Genomic DNA, 25,173 nt, shown 5'->3' on the forward strand with positions numbered 1-25,173 from the left:
TACAAGTCTATGAACCCTATCTTATCAAAACTACTGGTAGATATTGCTAAAAAGCAATTAAAAAAGCGACAGTCACAAAAGCCTGTCAGCCCTAAGGAAGTAGTGCCCTTGGTAAGAAGTTTTCAAGTTGAATTAACCCATGCTTTAAAAGAATTTTTATTTATTATCATTGGTGTTTTTTCAGCAGGATTTGGGTTAAAAGGTTTTTTACTCCCTAACAGATTTATTGATGGTGGAGCTACAGGTATATCGTTACTTTTTGAGAATATAACGTCTTTAAAACTGGGTATTCTACTTGTTATTGTGAATTTACCTTTTATCATTTTAGCCTCTAGAACCATAGGCAAAAAATTTGCTATAAAGAGTATTGTGGCTATTACAATGCTTGCACTTGTTGTTCATTTTGTAGAGTATCCAACAGTAACGGAAGACAAACTCCTTATTGCCGTATTTGGTGGCTTTTTTCTAGGCTTAGGTATAGGCATGTCTATGCGAGGGGGTAGTGTTATTGATGGCACCGAAGTTCTCGCTATATACTTAGGCAGAAAATTATCATTGACCATTGGAGATGTTCTACTCCTTATAAACATTATCATTTTTTCAGCAGGTGCTTATATCCTATCTGTAGAAACAGCGCTTTATGCTATTTTAACCTATCTTGCGGCGGCAAAAACGGTTGATTTTGTGGTTGATGGTGTTGAAGAATATGTAGGGGTTACCATTATTTCAAATAAGCATCAAGAATTAAGATTCATGCTCACCAAAAAGTTAAGGCGCGCATGTACCATCTATGCAGGTAAAGGAGGCTACGGAACCAGTGGCGATAGTTATAACAAAGACATTATCTACACCGTAGTTACGAGATTAGAACTGGCCAAACTACAAACGGAAATAGATAAGATTGATAAAAAAGCCTTTATCATTATGGGTATAGTTAAAGACTTACGTGGTGGTATGATAAAAAGAAAACCCCTAAAAGATAAGCATTAAAAAAGGAGGATTTTAACTGAGATGTAATATGGCAAAAAAGAAATATACCATTCAAAATAATCCATTTATTGTACCTACTACAGATGGCAAAATCATTAAAGAACATTTTGGTCATGCTTCAAATGGTGATTCAAACCTAAGCCTAGCCCATATGATTGCCCCTGCGGGGTGGAGTGAACCGTTTCAAACCCCTGAATTTGATGAATTCACGTTTATCATCAAGGGCAAAAAACAATTTATAATTGAAGATGATGTCATTGTATTAGAAGCAGGGCAATCTATAAAAATAGAAAAGAATACCCGAGTACAATATTCCAATCCGTTTACAGAGCCCTGTGAATACCTTGCAATTTGTACACCCGCATTTTCAATAGATCTTGCTAACCGAGAAGCTTAAATGATACAACCCAAATTAATTGGTAAAGCAATAAATAGCATTGCCGTACTTTCACCTTATCTAGCTGCTAAATTAGCGGTGTTTTTATTTTCTAAACCAAGAAACGCAAAACTTGACCATGAGGCCAAAACTTATTTAAATACAGCTGATAAGAAAAACATCATACACCAAGGGTTTCATATAAAAACGTATCACTGGCAAGGAAACGGAGAAACCATTTTATTAGTGCATGGCTGGGATAGTAATTCTTATAGGTGGAAAGACCTTATTGAATTGTTAAAACAAGAGCATTATAACATTATATCTGTTGATGCGCCAGCACATGGAGCTTCTGGCAATAAAATTTTTAACGCCCCATTATATGCTGAATGTTTAAATGAAGTTATTAAAGCATTCAAACCTCAAACTATAGTAGGACATTCTATTGGTGGTACAGCCACCGCTATTGCATTAACAAATCACAACTTACCTTCTATTTGTAAAATTGTTTTGCTTGGCGCGCCTTCAAACTTAGAAATTTCGGTTAATAATTACATCACTATGATGGGGTATAACACTAAGGTTTCAAACGCCATTAACAATTACTATTTCAAACACTTTGGTCAGTTCCCTAAATACTATAATGTAGACAATTTCTTTTCTAAGATTACCGCGAAAGGCTTAATTATTCACGATAAAAAAGACAATATCATATCATTTAAAGAAGCCCTTGATATCCATAGAGCCTATAAAAACTCAGAACTTATAAAAACTATTGGTTTAGGACACCGATTAAGGTCGGAAACGGTATACCAGCACATACTGTCCTTTATAAAAACTTCAGAAACACATTAATTATTGTCGTATTTTTGAGCCATGGCAGAAGTTACATTAAAACGTATAAATAAGTTTTTAAGTGAGGTAGGCTATTGCTCTAGAAGAGAAGCCGATAAACTGATTGACGCAGGACGCGTTACTATTAATGGGGTTGTTCCTGAAATGGGAACCAAAATTGCGCCCAATGATATTGTGGCCGTAGATGGAGAAGCCATAACAAATACAAAAAATGCTTTTGTTTACCTAGCATTTAATAAACCTGTTGGTATTGTTTGTACTACAGACACATCGGTAGAAAAAGACAATATCATTGATTTTATAAACTACCCAAAACGTATCTTTCCTATTGGCAGGCTAGACAAACCAAGTGAAGGACTTATTCTTTTAACCGATGATGGCGATATAGTCAATAAAATTCTCCGTGCCAGTAATAATCATGAAAAAGAATACATTGTAACCGTAGATAAGCCTATCTCTCAAACCTTTATTGAGCGTATGGCAGGTGGTATTTATTTAGAAGAATTAAAACAAACCACCAGAAGATGTAAGGTAACAAAACTCGGCACTTACAAATTCAAGATTATTTTAACACAGGGACTAAACCGACAAATACGCCGTATGTGCAGTTATTTAAATTATGAGGTTCAAACCCTTAAACGTGTTAGAATCATGAATATAAAACTAGATATACCCGTTGGGAAATACCGCGAACTTACCCATGAAGAATTTAAAGAACTAAGCACCTTAATAAGTGGTTCTACAAAAGTTTTTAAACCGAAACCCGATAGACGCCGTGACACTTCTGAAAGACCTCAAAACACAGACAACAGATCACCGAAACATAGAAAGAGATAAAATTTGTCACAAGTCTTTATTGGTATTTTAAGAAGTACCTAAAACACCTTTACCATAGTTGCTCATATAAAAAAGCAGCATTTTTTTTAATGCTGCTCTTCAATTTTATTAATATATTTTTCTATCCGTGTCTTTCTCTTGCTAGTAACGTGTTCTTAAGCAGCATGGCAATGGTCATAGGGCCAACACCTCCAGGAACCGGGGTAATAAAACTTGCTTTTTTACTCACGCTCTTAAAATCAACATCACCAGCTAATCTGTAACCATTCTTTTTGGTAGCATCAGGCACACGGGTTATCCCTACATCAATAACCACCACATCTTCTTTTACCATATCACCTGTTAAAAACTCCGATATCCCAATGGCTGCTACAATAATATCGGCCTGTTTGGTAATCTCAGCTAAATTTTTAGTTCTACTATGTACCACGGTAACTGTGGCGTCTCCCGCCTTACGCTTCTGACTCATTAAAATACTCATGGGGCGCCCTACAATATGACTTCTTCCCATAACCACAACATTTTTTCCTGAGGTTTCTACTTGATAGCGTTCCAGTAGCTCAAGAATACCATAGGGTGTTGCTGGTAAAAAGGTTGGTAAATCTAAAGCCATTCGCCCCACATTTACTGGGTGAAACCCATCAACATCTTTATCAGGATCTATAGCCATAAGTACTTTTTGCTCATCAATTTGGTCTGGCAAAGGTAACTGCACTATAAAACCATCAATATCATCATTGATATTTAACTCGTTTATTTTTTCTAGTAACGCTTCTTCTGAAGTATACTCAGGAAGTTCTATAAGTGTAGAATTAAAACCAATACGTTCACAAGCCTTCACTTTTGCATTAACGTAAGTCATACTAGCCCCATCAGAACCTACTAAAACAGCTGCTAAATGTGGTACTTTTTCACCTTTAGAAACCATCGCCTTTACATGTTCTGCAATTTCCTCTTTTATATCGTTACTAACTTTTTTACCGTCTAAAATTGTCATGTTGTTGGTTGTTGGTTGTTGGTTGTTGGTTTAAAATAATAAAACCAACTATTAACTATTAACTATTAACTATTAACTATTAACAAGATTAACGCATATTTTTCATCATCTGCATCATCTTTTTACCGCCACCGCCTTGCATCATCTTCATCATTTTGCTCATTTGGTTAAATTGCTTTAACAGCTGATTAACCTCTTGTACGGAGGTTCCTGAGCCTTTAGCTACACGCTTTTTTCTACTAGCATTTAGCACAGCGGGATTACTACGCTCTTTGGGTGTCATAGAGTGAATAATGGCTTCAATACCTTTAAAGGCGTCATCATCAATATCAACATCCTTTAGCATTTTTCCAGCGCCAGGAATCATACCCATGAGGTCTTTCATATTCCCCATCTTTTTTATTTGCTGAATCTGCTTTAAGAAATCATCAAAACCAAACTGATTTTTTGCTATTTTCTTTTGAAGTTTCCTAGCCTCTTCTTCATCAAACTGTTCTTGTGCGCGTTCTACCAAGGATACCACATCCCCCATGCCGAGAATACGATCAGCCATACGTGATGGATAGAATACATCAATAGCTTCCATTTTCTCACCTGTACCAATAAACTTAATGGGTTTATTAACAACCGATTTAATAGATATAGCAGCACCTCCACGCGTATCACCATCTAATTTAGTGAGGATAACACCATCAAAATTCAAAACATCATTAAAAGCCTTAGCGGTATTCACGGCGTCTTGCCCTGTCATTGAATCTACCACAAACAATGTTTCTTGTGGTTGTATGGCTTTATGAATATTTGATATTTCGGTCATCATGGCTTCATCAACAGCCAATCGACCAGCGGTATCAATAATAACCACATTAAATCCGTTGGCTTTGGCATGTGCAATAGCTGCCTGTGAAATAGCCACAGGATCATTATTCCCTTTATCACTAAAAACCTCAACCCCAATTTGTTCGCCAACTACATGCAATTGATCTATCGCGGCTGGACGATACACATCACAAGCCACTAATAAAGGTTTCTTAGTTTTTTTATTTTTTAGATAATTAGCAAGCTTACCAGAAAAGGTTGTTTTACCAGACCCCTGTAAACCAGACATTAAAATAACACTTGGTGTGCCAGATAAGTTGATCCCTTCTGCATCACCTCCCATCAGTTCGGTTAACTCATCCTTAACAATTTTTACCATTAATTGTCCTGGTTGTAATGTAGTTAATACATTTTGTCCCAGTGCTTTTTCTTTAACGGTATTGGTAAATTGTTTGGCTATTTTAAAGTTGACATCGGCATCAAGAAGCGCGCGTCTTACTTCTTTTAAAGTTTCAGCAACATTTACTTCTGTAATACTACCATGTCCCTTTAATACGTGTAAGGCTTTATCTAATTTATCACTTAAATTATTAAACATAATTTCTATTCGAATTTTAAGAAGTGCAAATTTAGTGATTTGCTTGATATTATTGAAGTAACGTGTTTAAAAAGTAATGAGGTATTTAGAACTCATAACCAATAAAAAAAGCTGCCAATTGATATTGACAGCTTTCATAAAAGAAACATTGTTTATTAACCTACCAACCGAACTGGTCTTTTTGTTTCTTTTTCATTTGATACTTTTTTGCTAAATGCGTTTTTCCAGCACCAAGACTCTTTCAATTTCACCTACGGAATTAAAATCTTTCAACTCAATTCTACCTGAATTAATTTCTTTTATTCTCCAACGGTGTCTCAACTCACTAAATGGTTCATCTAATGTTTTAAAGTTTAGCCCTAAAAACAAACCTTCATTTCGGTAAGCCAACCAAGATCCGTTATAATTTTTCCCATTACCTTCGGCAAACAACATTCCGTTTTCATTAAATCCTATAACAAAACCTTCATAATTCACCGTTTCATTGTTACCTTGATCCATATATTGAGCAACTTCCCATTCTCCATTAGTAAGAACATCAATAATATAATTGATATCTCCATCACCATCTGGACAATGTCTTTCTAAAATCATTTTATTATTGGCATTGGAAAGTTTGATGAAACCTGGCTCTAAGAAGGTAATTAACCACTCTAATTTCAAATTAGGTCTACCTTCTAAATATATTCTTAAAATAGCTCCTGTATTACGGATTCCAATTTCGTAGGTGCCTTCTAAAAATTCCCCATTCAACCTTAACTTTACTACGTTATTTTCAAAGAACTTTAATGGTGTGCCTATGTACTCTTTTTCGTTGTCAATGCCATCAACACTTAAACGGGCTACACGCCACAAACATTTTTGAAGGTATTCATTAATTCTTTCCTTAGTATAATCAATAACAACATCGCAGTTTTTCTTCATTATGATACGGTTACCTCCTACTTCAAAAAGCTTAATTTTTCCGTATTCAATATCGTAAACCACCCATTCTAGTGTAAAATCGGCCATGGTTTCAAACTGCATTTTTAAAAGCGCTCCTCTATCAGTCACACGAGTACTCCATGTTCCTGTTAACACATCACCACCTCTGGCACGCATTTTCAGGACACCTTCCTCTCTAAAATTAAGAGCATATTCTCTGTATTCTGTTGTATTATCAACTTCATTTCTCATAAATTCATAAACTATCCAAGGACATGTTTTTAAATACGCATCTAGCCGTTCTTTGGTAAAATCATCATCGCCATAATCGTTATCATCATCTTCATCACACACACCTTTGGCTTCTCTAATGGTTAATGCCAATTGCTTATTACTGTTTACTTCAACCGTTGACCCATCTGCATAAACCATAGTTACAGGGAAATTTAAGCTTGCAAACACTTCAGAGCTTTTAACTCTTTCAATAAAACGGTGTAATTGTCTGTCGCTTTCAATGGTTATCACATCAATAACTTGAAACGCTGAATTATACACTGAAAATGATATAGGGTATTGAAAATCGATACACTCAATATCCTCATCTTCTTCGTTCTCACCTCTACAGGCTTCAATCTTAGCGGCTAATTCTGTTTTATTTTGAATAACAATCTCTTCATGATTGCTTAAAATAACGGTGATTGGAAAAATAATTTCCAGATTATCTTCATCATCATCAAATTCTTTAAAGATGGCTTCAATTACTTTAAAGTCTTCTTTTGAATCAATAATAATTTCTAATCCATTTACTACAACGGTAACTGGAAGTTTTACAGAGGTACAGCTGGCTTTATCAATGATATTATCAGCAGATCCATCCATGATAGATGTGGAGTACAATAAATCTGTTAATTCAGATTCGGCAACAAGGGCTTCACTCTCATCAATTTCAGAAATTTCTATTTTTTCTTCCTGACAAGAAGTGAACAATAAAAGGACAAAAAAAGGCAATAACAATAATGATTTTAATGTAGTTTTCATGGTACATGTGTTTGGGTTAAACATAGCTTTTTTGTTATAAAACAGTTTAACTTTAAAAATTCCTACCCCTTGTTTGCATTTTTTTTATTTTAGTGTTGCAAACCACCAATAATAATGGGGAAACGATTACATAATAATATTTGTGAAGAACACTTGTTTTCTTCCATATTTAAAAAACATGCCACAGATTTACACAACTTTTTATACTATAAGTTTGGAGACCTTTTAAATCCCAAAGACAAAGTTCAGGAAGCCTTTATAAAACTTTGGGAAAACTGCGGAAAAATAACTCCCGATAAAGCCAAGAGTTTTGTGTTTACTACGGCCAACAATTTAATGCTTAATGAAGCGGCGCATCAAAAGGTGGTTTTAAAGCACCAGCAAACCAAACCCAAAATGTATACTAACGAAAGTCCTGAATTTTTAATGCGGGAAGCTGAGTACAATGACAAACTGCAACGTGCTTTGACAAATTTAACCGATGCCCAGCGGGTTGCTTTTATGATGAACCGCGTAGAAGGCAAACGTTTTAAAGAAATTGCTGAACTGCTTAATATTTCAACCAAAGCTGTTGAAAAGCGCATATACGGCGCACTAGAAAAATTAAGACAAGACATTAAGGAACTATAACCCCTTTTAAAGACATAAAAATTTATTTTTTTTTAAACTAGGGTAGGAAAAATTAAAAGTTAACTGTTATATATCTGAATACGCATTATGAACAGACAAGAACTCATATCAAAATGGCTAGACAACAACCTTACTAGTCAGGAATTAGAGGCCTTTAAAAACCTTGAAGACTATGATGATTTGGTGAAGTTAAACCAAAATCTGCAAGCTTTTAAAGCTGAGACTTATAACAGTTCTGAAGAACTTGTAAATACGCTCTCAAAAATTAAAAGTAAGAAGCAGCAGCCAAAACCATGGTTTAAACCTATGATGCGTATAGCTGCCATACTAGCTATTTGTTTTGGTTTATATTATTACACAACAACGTTAAACACAACCGTTTCAACTGAATTTGCTCAAAAAACCACTGTTGAACTTCCTGATGCCTCAAGCGTATTTCTTAATGCTAAATCTCATTTGGTATACAATAAAAAGAGGTGGAAAGATCATAGAGAGGTTAGTTTACAAGGAGAGGGCTTTTTTAAAGTGGCAAAAGGTTCATCTTTTAAGGTGAAAACAGAATCGGGAATTGTTCAGGTTTATGGCACACAGTTTAATGTAAAACAAAGAGAACATTATTTTGAAGTTATTTGCTACGAAGGATTAGTTGGTGTCACATTTCAATCTCATGAAACTAAGCTTACCCCTGGAGAAAGCTTTTTAATTGTTGATGGGAAAAAAATGGCTAAAGAAAAAGAAAATCGCATCATGCCTTCGTGGCTAAATAACGCTAGTGTATTTAGAAGTTTACCTTATAAAATGGTTGTTGCCGAATTTGAACGACAATACAATGTAGATGTTACCTTAATAAATGTTGACGCTGAAACATTATTTACAGGAAGTTTCTCTCATGACAACTTAGAGGTGGCTTTAAAATCTTTAACGCTCCCTCTTAATTTAAGCTATACAAAAACAGGTCGTAACATAACCTTAAAACGTGACTAATAAACGGTTTTTTTCTATCATTTCACTTTGTTTTTTATTGTATTCTGTTGCAACTATTAGTCAGAATACCAATAAGAAACAAGAAACACTGAGTTCTATTTTAAAGCGTTTAGAAAAGAAACATGGTATTCATTTTTCTTATGCTAATAAAACCATTGAAGGAAAACATAGTGCTTCATTAGATGAGCATTTAAGTCTTGAAGCCGCCTTGCAACGTCTTGAAACTGAAAATCAACTAAACTTTGAATGGCTAGATAACAAATTTGTAGTTATTCGTCCTTCAAAAAAAGATAAATCTGAATTTAAAATTCAAAATTTAGAAGAAGTTGTTGTAACCAATTATTTAACCTCTGGAATTACAAAACTCAACGACGGATCTATAACCATAAAACCGCAAGATTTAGGTATTTTACCAGGCCTTATTGAACCCGACGTATTACAAACTATTCAAGCCATACCAGGGGTAACCAGTGCCGATGAAAAAGTATCAAACATTAATATACGTGGGGGAACCCACGACCAAAACCTTTTTCTTTGGGATGGTATAAAAATGTACCAGTCTGGTCATTTTTTCGGGTTAATTTCTGCCTTTAACCCTTATACAACCAAACAAGTAAACGTTTATAAAAATGGGTCGCTTGCACAATATGGTGATGGGGTTTCTAGTATTGTTGATATGCGCTTATCCAATGATGTTGACAATGAGTTTAATGCTGGAGCAGGCTTTAATTTTATTAATGCCGATGGCTATGCTAAAATACCACTTTCCAATACTACCGAATTGCAAATTTCAGCGCGTAGATCTATCACAGACGTGATTAACACCATAACCTTTGAGCAGTACTCAAAACGTATTTTTCAGGATTCAGATTTTACTAAATCAAAAGGCAACGACCAGAGCATTTCAACCAATGAAAATTTTTATTTCTATGATGTTACAGCGAAATTTCTCTATGATGTTTCTCCAAAAGACAAATTGCGTTTTAATTTTTTGCACGTTGACAACAATCTTGATTATGACGAGCAATCTACCATAAACCAAAGGGATGAGGCTCTAAACAGTAAGCTTTCTCAGAGGAATACAGCCATAGGCTTAACGTATATTAGAGATTGGAATTCGCGACTCTCAACAACCAGTCAATTTTATGTTTCAAATTATGATTTAGATGCTACAAACCACGATATTATTAACAATCAACGTTTAATTCAAGAAAACGAAGTTTATGATGGTGCAGCAAAAATGGATATTAATTATAAAGTAAATAATCAACTCAATATAAATGGAGGTTACCAGTTTACCGAGGTTGGTATAAGCAATTTAGAAGACCTTAACAACCCGCCCTTCAGGCGTTATATAAAAGAAGTTATAAGAACACGCGCCATTTATACTGAACTAAGTTTTTTATCGCAAAATACCAAAACCAGAATCAATTTAGGCGGCAGACTAAACTACATAAACAAGTTTGATATGCTTATTCCTGAACCCAGACTAAGTTTTAGTCAGCGTTTTTTAAATCACTTCAGATTTGAAGTTTTAGGGGAATTTAAAAGTCAGACGACCTCACAAATTATAGATTTACAAAATGACTTTTTAGGCATTGAAAAACGCCGATGGGTACTAGCAAACAACAACAAAACCGTTATTACCAATGACAACCAAACCATTTTTCCTGTACCTGTACTAAAAAGCAAGCAACTCTCTGCAGGGGTTCACTTTAAGAAAAACGGTTTTTTGGTAAGTACGGAAGCTTTTATAAAACAGGTAAACGGTATTACCACCCGTAGTCAAGGGTTTCAAAATCAATACCAATTCGTTAACAGCATAGGAAGCTACCAAATTAAAGGGATTGATGTGCTCTTAAATAAAGAGATTAGCAATACCATAACAAGCTGGATATCGTACTCATATAGCAAGAACACCTATACGTTCTCAAATTTAAACCAAGGAAATTCTTTCCCCAACAACGTTGACCTTACGCACATTTTAAATATTGCAGGTAGCTATACCTATAAAAATTTTAAGTGGGCAGCGGGTTTAAATTATCATTCAGGAAAACCAATCACAAAACCCGATCCTAGTACACCTCCAGAAGACGGCATCATTACTTATTTAAGTCCAAATAGTAGTCGCCTTAATGATTATTTAAGAGTTGATTGCTCCATTATTTATAGTTTTAGTATTTCAAATGAAACAAAAGCCTCCTTTGGTGCTTCTATTTGGAACCTACTGAACAAGAAAAATATTTTGAACCGCTATTACACCCTAAATTCTGAAAACAATCTAAATCAAATTGAAAATGAATCACTTGGTATCACTCCAAATGTAAGTTTTAGAATATTTTTATAGATATAGTACCCTTCTAATAAGTTAAAAACTTGTTTTTTATCGAAAAAAATTAAGTTTGAGATACTTCAGCTATTCTTTTTCCTAATTTACCAAAAATTATAATATGGCATCATTAACCCCACTTGGTTCTAATTTAGATTTAAGAAAAGCTAAACATCTATTAAGACGTGCTACTTTTAAGTTTACAAAAGCGCAGCTGGATACTTTTGTAGGCATGTCAGCCTCTGATGCAGTTAACAGTTTAACAACAGCTCCTTCCAACATCTTATCAGAACCATACGATCCGTTACCAATAGAAGCTCCTGATGGCTTCTGGATCTCTTCGCCTGAACTTCCAAATTCATTTGAAGGTCAAGGCAGAAAACGTGCTCATATTGCAGGTTGGTGATGGTATAATGCCATACAGCACACTACCCTAAAACATAAGCTATCTTTCTTTTTACATACCAATTTTGTGGTTGGAAAAGATACGGGCGTTGGGGCAGCCACATATTTTTATGACCACCTAAACTTATTAGATTTTTATGCCTTTGGAAACCTAAAAACTCTAGCTAAAAAAATAACTTTAGACAACGGCATGCTTGATTATTTGGATAATACACAAAACAATAAAAACAATCCAAATGAAAATTATGCCCGTGAATATTTAGAGCTATTCACTATTTTAAAGGGCGAACAAATTGGACCAGGCAACTACACCAACTACACAGAAGTAGATATTCAGCAAGCAGCAAAAGTGTTTTCTGGTTTTAAAAAACGTCCTGAAAGAAGCGATATTGATCCAGACACTAATATACCCATGGGCTATGTTAATGTTAATCAACATGACAGTAAAGATAAAACATTCAGCAAAGCTTTTGGAAATAGAACAATAGAAGGAAAAAATACAGAAACCGAAATTTTTGAAGAATTAGATGCGTTTGTTGAAATGATCTTTGCGCAAGAAGAAACAGCTAAAGCGTATTGCAGAAAACTTTACAGGTATTTCGTAAAAAGTGACTGGAATAATGAAGTTGAAACAGATATAATCACTACACTAGCACAAATACTCATAAATAACAATTATGAAATATTACCCGTGGTAACAATCTTACTTTCCAGTGAACATTTTTATGATGCTGATGACAGTGATGCAACAGACAACATTATTGGCAGTATTATAAAAAGTCCGCTGCAATTATTATCAGAAATATGCACCATGTTTATGGTAAAATACCCCAACCCAACTACAGATGCGTTGCTATACTATAGAAATTTCTTTCTTAATTTCATTCATAACAGATATTTTCCAGCTGCGGGAATGGAGTTTTTTAATCCAGATGAAGTTGCTGGATACCCTGCATATTATCAGACACCAGGATATGATAGAAACTGGTTTTCATCAAACACCATAATTGGAAGATACAAACTCATTGAAAGTTTAATTGAAGGCAAAAACACCATTTCTGGAGGAAATATATATGCCCAACTAGACACAGTTACTTTTGTAAAAAACAACATACCAAATGCCTCCGACCCCAATTTATTAGTAACCGAAATTGCCAATTTACTTTATCCTGAAACTATTGATACTGATAGAACAGACTATTTTAAAAGGTTTTTAGTAGATGAAGGTTTTCCTGATTATTATTGGTCTGGAGTATGGTCAAGATATATCAATGATGGCGATGCAACAACAGTAAGAGTACGCTTGAACGCTTTAATTATTGCTATGGTCAATGCAGCAGAATTTCAACTAATGTAAACCTAACAATCATGAAAGTGAAAGCACTTAACAGAACACCAAAAATGAACTTATGAAAAGAAGGCATTTTATAAAACTATCATCTGTGGCATCGGCTATTGCTTTAACGCCTTTTGAACTACAAGGGGCAATGAAATCATTTATGCCATACGCCAACTGCCCTGATATTTCAAACAGGAAGCTGGTACTTATTAATTTGGCTGGGGCTAATGATGGTTTAAACACCATTATTCCGTTAAACCAATATGATATTTACAGCAATTTAAGACCAACAATAAAAGTTCCTAATTCTGGACCAGACAAATATATTAGTTTAGACAGCTCATTGCCTGACAACCAGCAAATAGGTTTAAACCCAGCACTTACCAGACTTAAATCATTATACGATAAAAGTTGGTTAAGAATCATGCAGTCTGTAGGTTATCCATCACAAAATAAAAGTCATTTTAAATCTACTGATTTGTATTTAACAGGAAATGATGGCAATAGTCTTTTAAATGGAACAGACACCGGTTGGATTGGTAGATTTATGGAATTGTATTATACTGACTTAATTGTAGAAAATTATCCACTTGCGGTTGAGATTGGTTCTAACAAAACATCATTAGGTTTTCATGCCGAAGAGGCGCACGGCCTATCCTTAAATATTTCTGGGCAAGACCCTGCTGGATTTTATTCTGTTTTAAGTGGATTGGGTGGCGTGCCACCTTCAAATATTCCTGATTCAGATTACGGTAAGCAGCTGGAGTTTATTACCAATACCGACGCCCTGTCAAACACCTATGCCGAATCTATTTCAAATGCGTTTAATTCTGGAAAAAATGATATTAGCTACCCTGATTCGGATTTAGCAAATCAATTAAAAACGGTAGCACGTTTAATAAGCGGAGATTTAGGTTCAAAAATTTACATGGTACGTATCTCAGGATTTGACACGCATAATGCACAAGTGCAAGGCCCAGGAGAAGCTATTGGAAAACATCATAGCTTACTCACTGATTTAGCCGAAAGCATGGAAGCCTTTATGAATGACATGAATAGCCAAAAATTAGCCGATGATGTAGTTGGCCTCACCTTTTCTGAATTTGGTAGAAAAGCAGCCGAAAACGGTAATTTAGGAACTGATCATGGCGAAATAGCACCCATGTTTGTTTTTGGCAAACCCGTTGAAGGTGGTGTTTCTGGAACTAATCCAGACTTAACCGAAGCCACCAGCTCAAACAACTTTCAAATACAAACGGTTCAATACGACTATAGACAAACATTTAGCACCCTACTGCAAAATTATCTTGGCGCTAATAATACCATAATTGATGCTACTTTTTTTAATCATACGATAAATGACAGTTTTGTCAATTTAAAAATAGATGATCTTTTAAAATCTGAGTTTGACATTTCAAAAGGCTGTATAGCCAGTACAAAAAACCTTTTAGCAGAAACCAAAAACTGGTTAGTATACCCTAATCCTTTCAGAGACCATGTTAATATTACCGGTATTAACAGAACTGAAACTCTCACTTTAAGCATATACAATGCATCTGGCATTTTGCTGTTAACCAAAATAGAGACCTTAGTTGATGGCAATGTAGCTCTCAATTTGTATAGTTTTAGTAACGGGGTTTATTTCTTTGAAATAAGTTCAGAAGGCACTAAAGAGATCCATAAAGTAGTAAAAATATAAACGGATTAATAACCCTAAAAAAATGCTCCAATTTAATTTCGTTTGAAAAACGTTTATAAAACCCATCTATTCTTTATCATAATCTCTTTTGGGTATACTCATGCCTCTATGATTTAAATAATAGATAAACACTATTTTAACAGACCCGACACATAAAGAATACACTGAAAACAATGGTGACTACTTACACATAAAAACTACGAAACTCCAGGTATACATTTGTAGAACAGAATTACTTAAATAACTGAATTAAAAATAGATGTCCCTTAAAAAAGCAAAATCGCCTTACACTATAGCTTATAGCAGTGCCACGTTATGGCCTAGAGGCAATATCAAAAACGAATCATAAGACATTACGTCTAACATGAGTTTCCGCTTGCTTTCTATATAACCTGTAACCATCATTTTATTTAAATAGCTACTTAAGCATTATTTTAGTAAAAGCGTTTTGTTTTATTTAAAATAATTACTAAATTGTAGTTGATTCATATCCAGATAATTGGAATTAACCCTTCTTAATTTAGGCTTAATAACTTTTAATCTTCATTAAAATGGCTACTTTTTCAAAACCCAGCATTATCTATGCGCTAGTTACTAGTTTACTAATAAGTTGTTTTATATCTGCTTGTAAGTCGGATAAAAAGGAGAACAAAACCGAAAACCCTAAAAAAGAAAAACCGAAACATATTGTTATTACAACTGAAAGTATGGATTTCAACATGCCAGATACAATTTCTTCAGGATGGAATACATTTGTTTACCAAAATAAATCACCGCAAACTCATTTTTTCATAGTTGACAAATATCCCGAAGGTAAAACTTCAAAAGATGTTGAAGAATTAATAGCTCCTATTTTTGACAAAGGCATGCAATTGATTATGCAAAATAAAGCAGAAGATGGATTTGCTGAATTTGCTAACCTTCCAGAATGGTTTAGCGACGTTGTTTTTCTTGGTGGTTCCGGACTTCTTTCTCCTAATCATACTTCTAGTACAACAATCCATTTAAACCCCGGAAAATATATTGTAGAATGTTATGTAAAAATGAGTAATGGTGTATTCCATACCTCCATGGGCATGGTTAAAGATTTGGTGGTTTCACCTGAAGTGTCGTTACTACAAGAGCCCATAGCAGATAAAACCATAAGCATTTCAAGTACCAAAGGTATTATCATTGATACTGAAAGTAGTATTACACCAGGAAACTACACATTTGCGGTTAATTTTGAGGATCAAATTAAACATGAACATTTTGTAGGACATGATATTAACCTTGTTAAAATTCATAACAATGCCGATTTAAAAGTGCTTGAAAACTGGATGAACTGGGCCAACCCCCAAGGGCTCATAGAACCAGCTCCAGAAAATTTCACTTTCCTTGGCGGTGTTAATGATATGCCTTCAGGACATAAAGGTTATTTTAAGGTTAATTTAGATGAAGGTCATTATGCCTTCATATCAGAAGTTCCAGATCCTTCAGGTAAAAATATGCTTAAAAGATTTCAGGTATCAAACTAATATACCAAGACAAAATATTTCAATTGCTACATACGACTTGGCACCTCAATACCCAATAAAGAAAAACTTTTTTTTATGGTATTGGCAACCACATAAGATAATTGTACCCTAAATGTTTTTTCTGTATCGTTATCAGCGCCTAAAATGGATACATTCTGATAGAACGAATTAAACTCTTTCACCAAATCATACGTGTAATTAGCAATTAAAGCAGGGCTATGGTTTTTTGCTGCATTTTGAACCACCTCAGGGAATAATTGAATTTGCTTCAATAATGCTTTTTCCTTGTCATGCAAACTCAAACCTTCAAAATCTGTTGATTCAATATTTAAATGACCTTTTCTTAGAATAGACTGAATTCTCGCGTATGTATATTGAATAAAAGGACCTGTATTACCTTGAAAATCGATAGACTCTTTAGGATCAAAAAGAATGCGCTTTTTAGGATCTACCTTTAAAATATAGTACTTAAGAGCTCCCAAGCCTATTGTTTTATAGAGTGCTTTCTTTTCTTCAATTGAATAACCCTCTAGTTTCCCTAATTCTTCAGAAATTTCTTCTGCCGTATTAGCCATATCATCAATCAAATCATCAGCGTCAACAACAGTTCCTTCTCTACTTTTCATTTTTCCGCTAGGCAAATCCACCATACCATAACTTAAATGGTAAAGATTTTTAGCCCATTCAAAACCAAGCTTCTTTAAAATTAAAAACAACACCTGAAAATGATAATCCTGCTCATTACCAACGGTGTAAACCATACCACCAACATCTGGAAAATCTTTTATACGCTGAATAGCCGTACCTATATCTTGAGTCATATATACCGCGGTTCCATCAGCACGTTGCACTATTTTTTTATCTAAGCCCTCTTCAGTCAAATCACACCATACAGAACCATCTGCTTCTTTTTGAAATACGCCCGATGCCAGCCCTTCAGCAACAAACTCTTTTCCTAATAAATAGGTATTGCTTTCATAATACAACGTATCAAAATCAACTCCTAAATTGTTATAGGTTTCATTAAATCCATCATACACCCATCCGTTCATTTTTTTCCAAAGTGCTACAACCGCTTCATCTCCTGCTTCCCATTGACGTAACATAACTTGAGCCTCTAGTAAAAGAGGAGCATTTTTCTTGGCATCATCGGTGGTATTGCCTTGCGCTACTAAATCTTCTATTTCCTTCTTATATTCTTGATCAAATTTCACATAATAATTACCCACAAGTTTATCACCCTTAAGCCCAGTACTCTTTGGTGTTTCACCATTGCCGTAACGTTGCCACGCCAGCATACTTTTACAAATATGAATACCTCTGTCATTTATAATTTGTGTTTTGTATACCTTTTGCCCAGACGCTTTTAATATTTCGGCAACACTATAGCCTAATAAATTATTTCGAATGTGACCGAGGTGTAAGGGTTTGTTTGTATTTGGAGAAGAATACTCCACCATAATTGCTTTTTCACCTTCTTTTGGTGTAACAAATCCAAATGAAGTTTCCCCTTTTATCTTATTGAAAATGCTTAAGTAATAGGCATCACTAATTTCAACATTCAAAAACCCTTTAACTACATTATAAGCTTTTACTTCTTCAACATGAGCCACTAAATATGCTCCAATAGTTTCTCCTATTTGAACAGGATTCCCTTTTATATAGCGTAACATTGGAAAAATCACCACCGTAATATCTCCAGCAAACTCTTTTCGCGTTGCTTGAAACTCTACAGATGCTAAATCAATATTAAAATCAGATTTAACCGCTTGTTTAACGTAATTTGATAAGATATTTTGAAGACTCATGTATCATGTATTTAAGCCTGCAAAGATAAAAAGATTTTTACTCTTTTTAGCTGCTAAATGGTGCTCTTATTGAAACCTAGCATTTTCTTCTTCTCAAATAGGACAAGACCTTAACCTTTAAACGCTTTTACCTATATCTATTACAAGACAACGAAAAACGTAAGAATAAAAAAAAGATAACATCATGATTTTTAATACATTAATTTTTTCAAAAACTCAGGATATTTCAACAGTGTATTTCATCGACAAAAATGCACTTTTTCTATGATTTGTGCCGTTCATCTATTCATCGATTTTTTGACTGATTTTTGGGTCTCATTTCGTCTAATTTATTGGTATTAAAACCTAAAAATTAGATTTTGAAAGTGCTTTTTCCAAATTTTGTTTAGTAATGCTATTACTGCCATGAAAATGGCCAAATAAACTAACTAACGATTACAGCTTAATAAAGTTCTCTTATTTTCCCTCAAAATTAAGACGCTTGTTACAGCTTTATTAAAATGTTGTAATTAAAACGTTGTATGAGGAGAATAATTACTTTAGTAATTTTACTATGTGCGTCTATCAGTTTTTCCCAAACTAATGAAATAGACAGCCTTGCTTTGGAACTTGCCTTTCAAGAACAAGATTCCATGAAGGTTGACACATCCTTAAAACTTATCAAATCACTTTATAACATTCAAGATTTTGATAGAGCCCTAAAATATATTATTGAAAGTGAAAAACTATCAAACCAATTAAAATATAATCAGGCTATAGCAGAAACAACCTATTACAAAGCCCTTATTTACGCCAAAAAAAATGACTACATTAATGCTATTAGTGGCTATGACAAAGCTAAAGCATTATACAAAAGTCTTAGTGACACGCTTGGCATTGCAAGAGTTAATAATAGCATTGGCCTCATAGAAATTAAGAGAGGGAACTACAACAAAGGATTGCAGTATGCCTTATCGGCTATTAAAGAACTAGAAAAAAGGCATCTTGTTCGTGAACTGAATGCATCTTACAGTAATTTGGCTAAGGCCTACTATAACATTAAAGCATATAACAATGCTATTCAGTTTTATTTAAAGGCTTCTGAAGCACAAGAACAGGTTAGAGACAGCACTGGAATGATTGAATCTTACAGTAGGTTGGCAGAGCTTTATTCGAATAAAAAAGAACACAGAAAAGCCATTGAGTATTACGAGCGCGTATTGGCAAGTTCTGCTTCAAAAAATGACTCGATAAGAGGCTTCATTCTTCCTAAATTAGGTGGGGAATACCTTCAGTTTAATGATTATGAAAAAGCCACCAAATACCTTGTTCAAGGGTACAATGTTAATTTCAGAACGGAAAACGAATCTGGATTACTTATAGCTTTAAACAATTTAGGGCATTTAAACATTCAACAATCTAGATTAAAAATTGCCGAAAAGCAATTGCTTCAAGCCGGAGAAATTGCCGAAAAAATAGGGAATGAACAAGAACTCCTTAAGCATTACAAATTAATGAAATCGCTTGATTCCATTAGACACAATTTTGATAGAGCGTTTGTTTGGCAACGCAAATATTATGAACTAAATAACCAACTGAAACGCCATCAAGTAAAAGTAGATGTTAATAACATTAATATCCCTCTAACCGATATTGACCAAGAACTTCCTACTACCTTACCAAAGGAAATAGAAAACAAAAACAACTTAAACGTTAGCCAATTTGAGAATAAATCATCAAACCATATTGACGACGAAAAAATTGGTAAGTTCAAATTAATCTTTTACGGCTTACTGGCTGCCTTAGCTATAGTTTCTACCTTTTTGATTTTAGTTTATTTAAAAAGGAATAGCAATATAAAATACATGCAGGAATTGGAAGAAAAAAACATTAAAATAGAACTTCAAAATGAAGCCTTCCAAGAACAAACAAAGCATCTTGAAAATGTAAACAATGTTAAGGATAAATTATTTTCTATTGTGTCTCATGACTTAAAAGATTCTCTATCTTCTATAAATGGTTTTATCGATTTATTGAAGGACGGCTCCTTGTCACGTGAAGAGTTTGACAATCTTATTCCTGAGTTAAGTGAAAATGCCAATAATGCCTCTCTACTTTTATTTAATTTATTGAATTGGTCTAAATCTCAAATGCAATCTTTAGACGCTAAACCTAGTTTGTTTGACATACAGGAGGTTTTTGAGAGTAAAGTAAGACTCATAGAACAGCGATTAGAAAACAAGGGTATTGATTTGGTTGACCATTCATTGCGTGATTTTGCCTATGCAGACCGAAGCATGATTGAAATAGTCATTCAAAACCTTTTAGCCAATGCCTTAAAATTTTGCAAAAAAGGTGATACCATTACTATTTCTAACCATATTAGCAATGGTAGCTGTATTTTAAGTGTTGCTGATACGGGTATAGGTATTTCTAAACAAAACTTAGAAAAATTATTTAAAAGCAATTCTTTTACAACAGTAGGAACCAATAACGAAAAAGGCACTGGTTTAGGTTTATCTATTTGTAAAGAATTGGTAGAACTTAATAATGGTAAAATTTGGGTTGAAAGTACACAAGGTGTTGGAAGTACGTTTTATGTGCAGCTACCAAAATCTAAACCATCTAGTGACTAGTTCTCTTTAGTTATTGTTTAGGCAAAAACACTTCAGCCATCATACATCTGGCACTACCGCCTCCACAAGCTTCAATAGTATCTAATGAACTAGACATAATTCTAGTATGCTTCTCTAATACAGCTATCTGATAATTTGACAAGCTATTATAAGCGGCCTGACTCATAATTAAATAACATCCATTTTTACCTTGTACTTGAAGCATGTTTCCTGCAAAATTATTGACCTGTTCTTCTGTAATATCAATAATTTCTTTTCCATCTTCCTTTAAATGCTTTATCACATTTTTTCGTTCTTTTTTGTCATCAATACTACTTAGACAAACCACAGCAAAGGTTTCTGCCACGCACATCATAACATTAGTGTGATAAATAGCCTTGCGATCCCCTTCAACGCTTTGATAGGCTGTAAAAATTACTGGGGTAAACTCAAAATCTTCACAAAACTCAATGAATAAATCTTCATCAGCTCTTGGTGACAATGCACAATACGCCTTTCTATTCACTCTATCTAGCACTACACTTCCTGTGCCCTCAAGGAAAACATCATCGTCTTCGGCACTCGTATAGTCAACAATATTATTTATTACAAACCCGCTGTTCTCTAAAGTTTCTAAAATATCTTCACGGCGCTCTAATCTTCGGTTTTCAGCAAACATAGGATATAATCCAACATCGCCATTTTCATGAAATGACACCCAGTTATTTGGAAAAATAGAATCTGGCGTATCGGTCTCCTTGAGGTCATCAACCACAATAACATGAACACCTATACCTCTTAATTTGTCCACATAGACATCAAACTCCTTTTGCGCTTTTGCATTTACTGTTTCGGGTAAGATATCATCTAAAACTTTTTGATAATAGTTATTAACTGCGGTTTGTTCATTCATTCTAAAATTAACTGGACGCACCATCAAAATGGCATTTGTAGTTTGTGACATATTAAGTAAAATTTCGCGTTAAATGTATGGCTATTTATCGAAATAGATTGTTATTATTACCGATAGAAATTGTTTACTTTTTTCTATCAATCACATAATTTACCATCAGTTCAAGCGAGGCTCTGAATTCAGATTTCGGGTAATCTTCTAACATCTGTAAGGCCTCCTTTTGAAATGCCTTCATTTTAGAAACAGCATAATCTAAGCCTCCATGTGTTTTCACAAAAGCAATCACCTCTTTAACTCTTTTGGTATCTTTATTATGGTTTTTTATAGAGTTTATCAACCATTTCTTATCCTCTTTTGAAGCTTGATTTAAAACATGTATTAACGGCAAAGTCATTTTTTGTTCCTTAATATCAATACCTGTGGGTTTCCCTATTTGAGTTTCGCCATAATCAAATAAATCATCTTTTATTTGAAAGGCCATACCAATAAGTTCTCCAAACTTTCTCATGTCTTCCACATAACGTGAACCAGGCTTAACAGAGGCAGCGCCTAAACTACAACAGGCCGCAATGAGCGTTGCTGTTTTCTGCCGAATGATTTCATAATATACATCTTCTGTAATATCAAGTTTTCGTGCTTTTTCTATTTGAAGTAGTTCACCCTCACTCATTTCACGTACGGCCACCGAAATAATCTTAAGTAAATCAAAATCATTATTATCAATAGACAACAACAGACCTTTTGATAATAAAAAATCACCAATTAAAACAGCTATCTTATTTTTCCAGAGAGCATTGACCGAAAAGAAACCCCTTCTGCGGTTGCTATCATCAACAACATCATCATGAACCAATGTTGCCGTGTGAATAAGTTCAATGACTGAGGCACCTCTATAGGTTCGTTCACTAACCTCTCCGTTAGCTACCATCTTTGCTACTAAAAACACAAACATGGGGCGCATTTGTTTTCCCTTTCGGTTAACAATATAATGGGTAATTCTATTAAGAAGGGCTACTTTACTAGACATTGAAAGTTGGAACTTTTGTTCAAAAAGATCCATTTCAAAGCCTATAGGTTGTTTTATCTGCTCTACAATTTTCAAATCAATGTATTATGACGTCAAATATAAAACTTAGAAGTTACATTTTAGGTTTTATTTGCTAATTGTCCGCAAGCCGCATCAATATCCTTCCCTCGGCTTCTTCTAACGGTCACTGTAATATGATTAGCCTCTAAAACACTCTGATACATATCAAGTACTTTTGAATTGGCCTGCTGAAACACACCATCATCAATAGGATTATATTCAATAAGATTTACCTTACTAGGCGCAAATTTACAGAACGCCACTAAGGCATCAACATCTTTTCTTTTATCATTTATACCATTCCAAACCACATATTCATAAGTAATTCTATTTTTGGTCTTAGCGTACCAATACTGCAAAGCTTCTCTTAAATCGCTTAATGGGAAACTAGCATTGAACGGCATAATAGATGTTCGTACCTCATCAATAGCTGAATGTAATGACACGGCTAATTTAAATTTTACCCCATCATCGGCCATTTTTTTTATCATCTTAGGCACACCCGATGTTGAAACAACAATACGCTTTGGTGACATACCTAAACCTTCAGGCGACGTAATTTTATTAATAGCCTTCAACACATTATTATAATTCATGAGTGGTTCTCCCATACCCATAAACACAATATTACTCAGTGGGCGGTTATGATATAGACGACTTTCTTGATCAATAACAACCACCTGATCATAAATCTCATCAGGATTTAAGTTTCGCATGCGTTTTAAACGTGCCGTTGCGCAAAATTTACAATCTAAACTACATCCTACCTGACTAGAGACACATGCAGTTGTTCTTGTTGATGTTGGAATTAATACAGACTCTACAATTAACCCATCATGTAAACGCACCGCATTTTTCACAGTACCATCTGCACTCCGCTGCATGGTATCAACTTTGATATGATTTATGACAAAGTTATTTTCAAGCATATTTCGCATTTCTTTTGAAATATTAGTCATATCTTCAAAACTATGCGCCGACTTTTGCCACAGCCATTCATACACTTGATTACCTCTAAAGGCTTTCTCGCCTTCCTGTAAAAAGAAATCTCTAAGTTGCTCCTTAGATAATGCGCGTATATCTTTTTTCTGTGTGGCCATAAGCGTTGTAAAAATAGTGAAAGCTAATTATTATTTTAAGAATATATTGTGAATTCAATACAAGCCTATTTTTGTGTTGAAGATTGAAGTATTACTGACATTCTTCTGTATAGGACTATTTAAGTACAAGACTTACTATAAAATAAAGGCCCCTAAAAATTTAGAGGCCATTACTTTTTTGGTTTTTACTTGTTATAAAATCAGCATGGCATCTCCATAACTGTAAAACTTATAGCCTTCTTTTACCGCTTCATCATAAGCACGCTTTATAAAATCATGTCCTGCAAAAGCAGAAACCATCATTAATAAGGTAGATTTTGGTGTATGAAAGTTGGTAATCATACAGTTAGCAATGCTAAAATCATACGGAGGAAAAATAAACTTATTAGTCCAGCCTTCCATTTCATTTAATAATCCGCTTGAAGACACAGAACTTTCTATAGCACGCATAGCTGTAGTTCCCACAGCGCAAACACGTCTTTTTTCTTGAATACCTTTATTTACAATTTCAACCGCCTTTTCATCAATCTTTATCTCCTCACTATCCATTTTGTGTTTTGACAAATCTTCAACCTCTACAGGATTAAAAGTACCCAAACCAACATGTAACGTTACTTCTGCAAAATTAACCCCTTTAATCTCTAAGCGTTTAAGCAAATGTTTAGAAAAGTGTAAACCAGCAGTTGGAGCGGCTACAGCTCCTTCGTTTTTAGCAAAAATAGTTTGATATCTATCTTCATCTTCTGGCTCTACGTCTCTTTTTATATACTTAGGAAGCGGTGTTTCACCAAGCTCTCTCAACTTTAAACGGAACTCACGATATGACCCGTCATACAAAAAGCGTAGGGTACGCCCTCTTGAAGTTGTGTTATCAATAACTTCCGCTACCAAGGTGTCATCATCACCAAAATATAGTTTGTTTCCAATTCTAATTTTTCTGGCAGGATCAACCAACACATCCCAAAGACGTTGCTCTTCATTCAATTCCCTTAATAAAAACACCTCAATTCTTGCCCCTGTCTTTTCCTTATTTCCATATAAACGTGCTGGAAAAACCTTAGTATTGTTAAGAATTAAAACATCATCCTCATTGAAATAGTCAATTAAATCTTTAAACATTTTATGCTCAATGGTTTGGTCTTTTCTGTTTAAAACCATTAAACGCGATTCATCTCTATTTTCTGCTGGATATTCTGCTAACAATTCATTAGGCAGATTGAAGCCGAAGTTTGATAATTTCATGTGTTTTTTTTATTTTTTATTATTCAATTTAAAGTCTACTTTCTAAGCCTGTTTTAAATTTTTCAAAAGCAGATGTTACAACTTTCATATTC

The 25,173-nt window shown here is 34.3% G+C and carries 20 protein-coding genes; 12 read left to right on the plus strand and 8 right to left on the minus strand.

The genetic code is table 11. The annotated features are described in order from the left end of the window. The first annotated feature begins 9 nt into the window (after positions 1–9). From FGF67_RS03950 to FGF67_RS03965, 4 genes are read left to right on the plus strand one after another with little or no spacing between them, the layout of a single operon-like run. The gene (locus FGF67_RS03950; protein WP_139695168.1) at positions 10–990 is read left to right on the plus strand and encodes a YitT family protein; all 981 of its coding nucleotides are present in this window, start codon (positions 10–12) and stop codon (positions 988–990) included. Positions 991–1,018: 28 nt separating this feature from the next. Next, positions 1,019–1,387 carry a cupin domain-containing protein gene (locus FGF67_RS03955; protein WP_139695169.1) on the plus strand — a complete coding sequence of 123 codons (369 nt, stop codon included), beginning with the start codon at positions 1,019–1,021 and terminating at the stop codon, positions 1,385–1,387. Continuing rightward, the gene (locus FGF67_RS03960) at positions 1,388–2,221 is read left to right on the plus strand and encodes an alpha/beta fold hydrolase (RefSeq protein WP_139695170.1); all 834 of its coding nucleotides are present in this window, start codon (positions 1,388–1,390) and stop codon (positions 2,219–2,221) included. It abuts the gene before it with no gap. Positions 2,222–2,242: 21 nt separating this feature from the next. Next, positions 2,243–3,058, plus strand: a complete 816-nt coding sequence (locus FGF67_RS03965; protein ID WP_139695171.1) for a pseudouridine synthase — start codon at positions 2,243–2,245, stop codon at positions 3,056–3,058. A 121-nt stretch (positions 3,059–3,179) separates the two neighbouring features. Here the strand turns inward: FGF67_RS03965 and folD are convergent, their stop codons facing one another. From folD to FGF67_RS03980, 3 genes are all read right to left on the minus strand, one after another. Further along, the gene (gene folD, locus FGF67_RS03970; protein WP_139695172.1) at positions 3,180–4,055 is read right to left on the minus strand and encodes a bifunctional methylenetetrahydrofolate dehydrogenase/methenyltetrahydrofolate cyclohydrolase FolD; all 876 of its coding nucleotides are present in this window, start codon (positions 4,053–4,055) and stop codon (positions 3,180–3,182) included. Between the two features lie 88 nt (positions 4,056–4,143). Further along, positions 4,144–5,472: a signal recognition particle protein gene (gene ffh / locus FGF67_RS03975; RefSeq protein ID WP_139695173.1), complete on the minus strand. Its 1,329-nt coding sequence runs from the start codon at positions 5,470–5,472 to the stop codon at positions 4,144–4,146. Positions 5,473–5,682: 210 nt separating this feature from the next. Then, a complete protein-coding gene (locus FGF67_RS03980) occupies positions 5,683–7,434 on the minus strand; it encodes a hypothetical protein (RefSeq protein WP_139695174.1) in 1,752 nt (583 codons plus the stop codon). 114 nt (positions 7,435–7,548) lie between these two features. Here FGF67_RS03980 and FGF67_RS03985 point away from each other — a divergent pair, with 114 nt between their 5' ends. The 7 genes from FGF67_RS03985 to FGF67_RS04015 all read left to right on the plus strand — a co-directional run bounded on the left by FGF67_RS03985 (position 7,549) and on the right by FGF67_RS04015 (position 16,337). Beyond that, positions 7,549–8,064: an RNA polymerase sigma factor gene (locus FGF67_RS03985; protein ID WP_139695175.1), complete on the plus strand. Its 516-nt coding sequence runs from the start codon at positions 7,549–7,551 to the stop codon at positions 8,062–8,064. Positions 8,065–8,151: 87 nt separating this feature from the next. After that, positions 8,152–9,048, plus strand: a complete 897-nt coding sequence (locus FGF67_RS03990) for a FecR family protein (protein ID WP_139695176.1) — start codon at positions 8,152–8,154, stop codon at positions 9,046–9,048. After that, a complete protein-coding gene (locus FGF67_RS03995) occupies positions 9,041–11,395 on the plus strand; it encodes a TonB-dependent receptor plug domain-containing protein (RefSeq protein ID WP_139695177.1) in 2,355 nt (784 codons plus the stop codon). The genes FGF67_RS03990 and FGF67_RS03995 overlap by 8 nt, the downstream gene beginning before the upstream one ends. Positions 11,396–11,498: 103 nt before the next feature. After that, the gene (locus tag FGF67_RS04000; RefSeq protein WP_139695178.1) at positions 11,499–11,783 is read left to right on the plus strand and encodes a hypothetical protein; all 285 of its coding nucleotides are present in this window, start codon (positions 11,499–11,501) and stop codon (positions 11,781–11,783) included. A 12-nt stretch (positions 11,784–11,795) separates the two neighbouring features. Further along, positions 11,796–13,139: a DUF1800 family protein gene (locus FGF67_RS04005; RefSeq protein WP_139695179.1), complete on the plus strand. Its 1,344-nt coding sequence runs from the start codon at positions 11,796–11,798 to the stop codon at positions 13,137–13,139. 52 nt (positions 13,140–13,191) lie between these two features. Further along, positions 13,192–14,820: a DUF1501 domain-containing protein gene (locus FGF67_RS04010; protein WP_139695180.1), complete on the plus strand. Its 1,629-nt coding sequence runs from the start codon at positions 13,192–13,194 to the stop codon at positions 14,818–14,820. Positions 14,821–15,371: 551 nt separating this feature from the next. Next, positions 15,372–16,337, plus strand: coding sequence for a hypothetical protein (locus FGF67_RS04015; protein WP_139695181.1), 966 nt, complete (start codon positions 15,372–15,374; stop codon positions 16,335–16,337). A 26-nt stretch (positions 16,338–16,363) separates the two neighbouring features. Here the strand turns inward: FGF67_RS04015 and argS are convergent, their stop codons facing one another. Then, positions 16,364–18,145, minus strand: a complete 1,782-nt coding sequence (gene argS, locus FGF67_RS04020) for an arginine--tRNA ligase (RefSeq protein ID WP_139695182.1) — start codon at positions 18,143–18,145, stop codon at positions 16,364–16,366. Between the two features lie 521 nt (positions 18,146–18,666). On the opposite strand from argS, the gene FGF67_RS04025 reads away from it, so the two are divergent. Continuing rightward, positions 18,667–20,760 (plus strand): ATP-binding protein, encoded by a 2,094-nt coding sequence (locus FGF67_RS04025; protein ID WP_139695183.1) that lies wholly within the window; start codon positions 18,667–18,669, stop codon positions 20,758–20,760. Between the two features lie 10 nt (positions 20,761–20,770). Here FGF67_RS04025 and ctlX read toward each other — a convergent pair whose 3' ends face one another. The 4 genes from ctlX to queA all read right to left on the minus strand — a co-directional run bounded on the left by ctlX (position 20,771) and on the right by queA (position 25,081). After that, the gene (gene ctlX / locus FGF67_RS04030) at positions 20,771–21,703 is read right to left on the minus strand and encodes a citrulline utilization hydrolase CtlX (RefSeq protein ID WP_139695184.1); all 933 of its coding nucleotides are present in this window, start codon (positions 21,701–21,703) and stop codon (positions 20,771–20,773) included. Between the two features lie 73 nt (positions 21,704–21,776). After that, on the minus strand, positions 21,777–22,754 hold the full coding sequence (locus FGF67_RS04035) for a polyprenyl synthetase family protein (protein WP_139695185.1): 978 nt from the start codon (positions 22,752–22,754) through the stop codon (positions 21,777–21,779). A gap of 44 nt (positions 22,755–22,798) precedes the next feature. Next, positions 22,799–23,839, minus strand: coding sequence for a 23S rRNA (adenine(2503)-C(2))-methyltransferase RlmN (gene rlmN, locus FGF67_RS04040; protein WP_139695186.1), 1,041 nt, complete (start codon positions 23,837–23,839; stop codon positions 22,799–22,801). A 192-nt stretch (positions 23,840–24,031) separates the two neighbouring features. After that, entirely contained in the window at positions 24,032–25,081 is a 1,050-nt protein-coding gene (gene queA, locus FGF67_RS04045) for a tRNA preQ1(34) S-adenosylmethionine ribosyltransferase-isomerase QueA (protein ID WP_139695187.1), read from the minus strand. Between the last annotated feature and the right edge of the window lie 92 nt (positions 25,082–25,173).

Source organism: Allotamlana fucoidanivorans, from assembly GCF_006265225.1.
Taxonomy (GTDB): Bacteria; Bacteroidota; Bacteroidia; order Flavobacteriales; family Flavobacteriaceae; genus Allotamlana; species Allotamlana fucoidanivorans.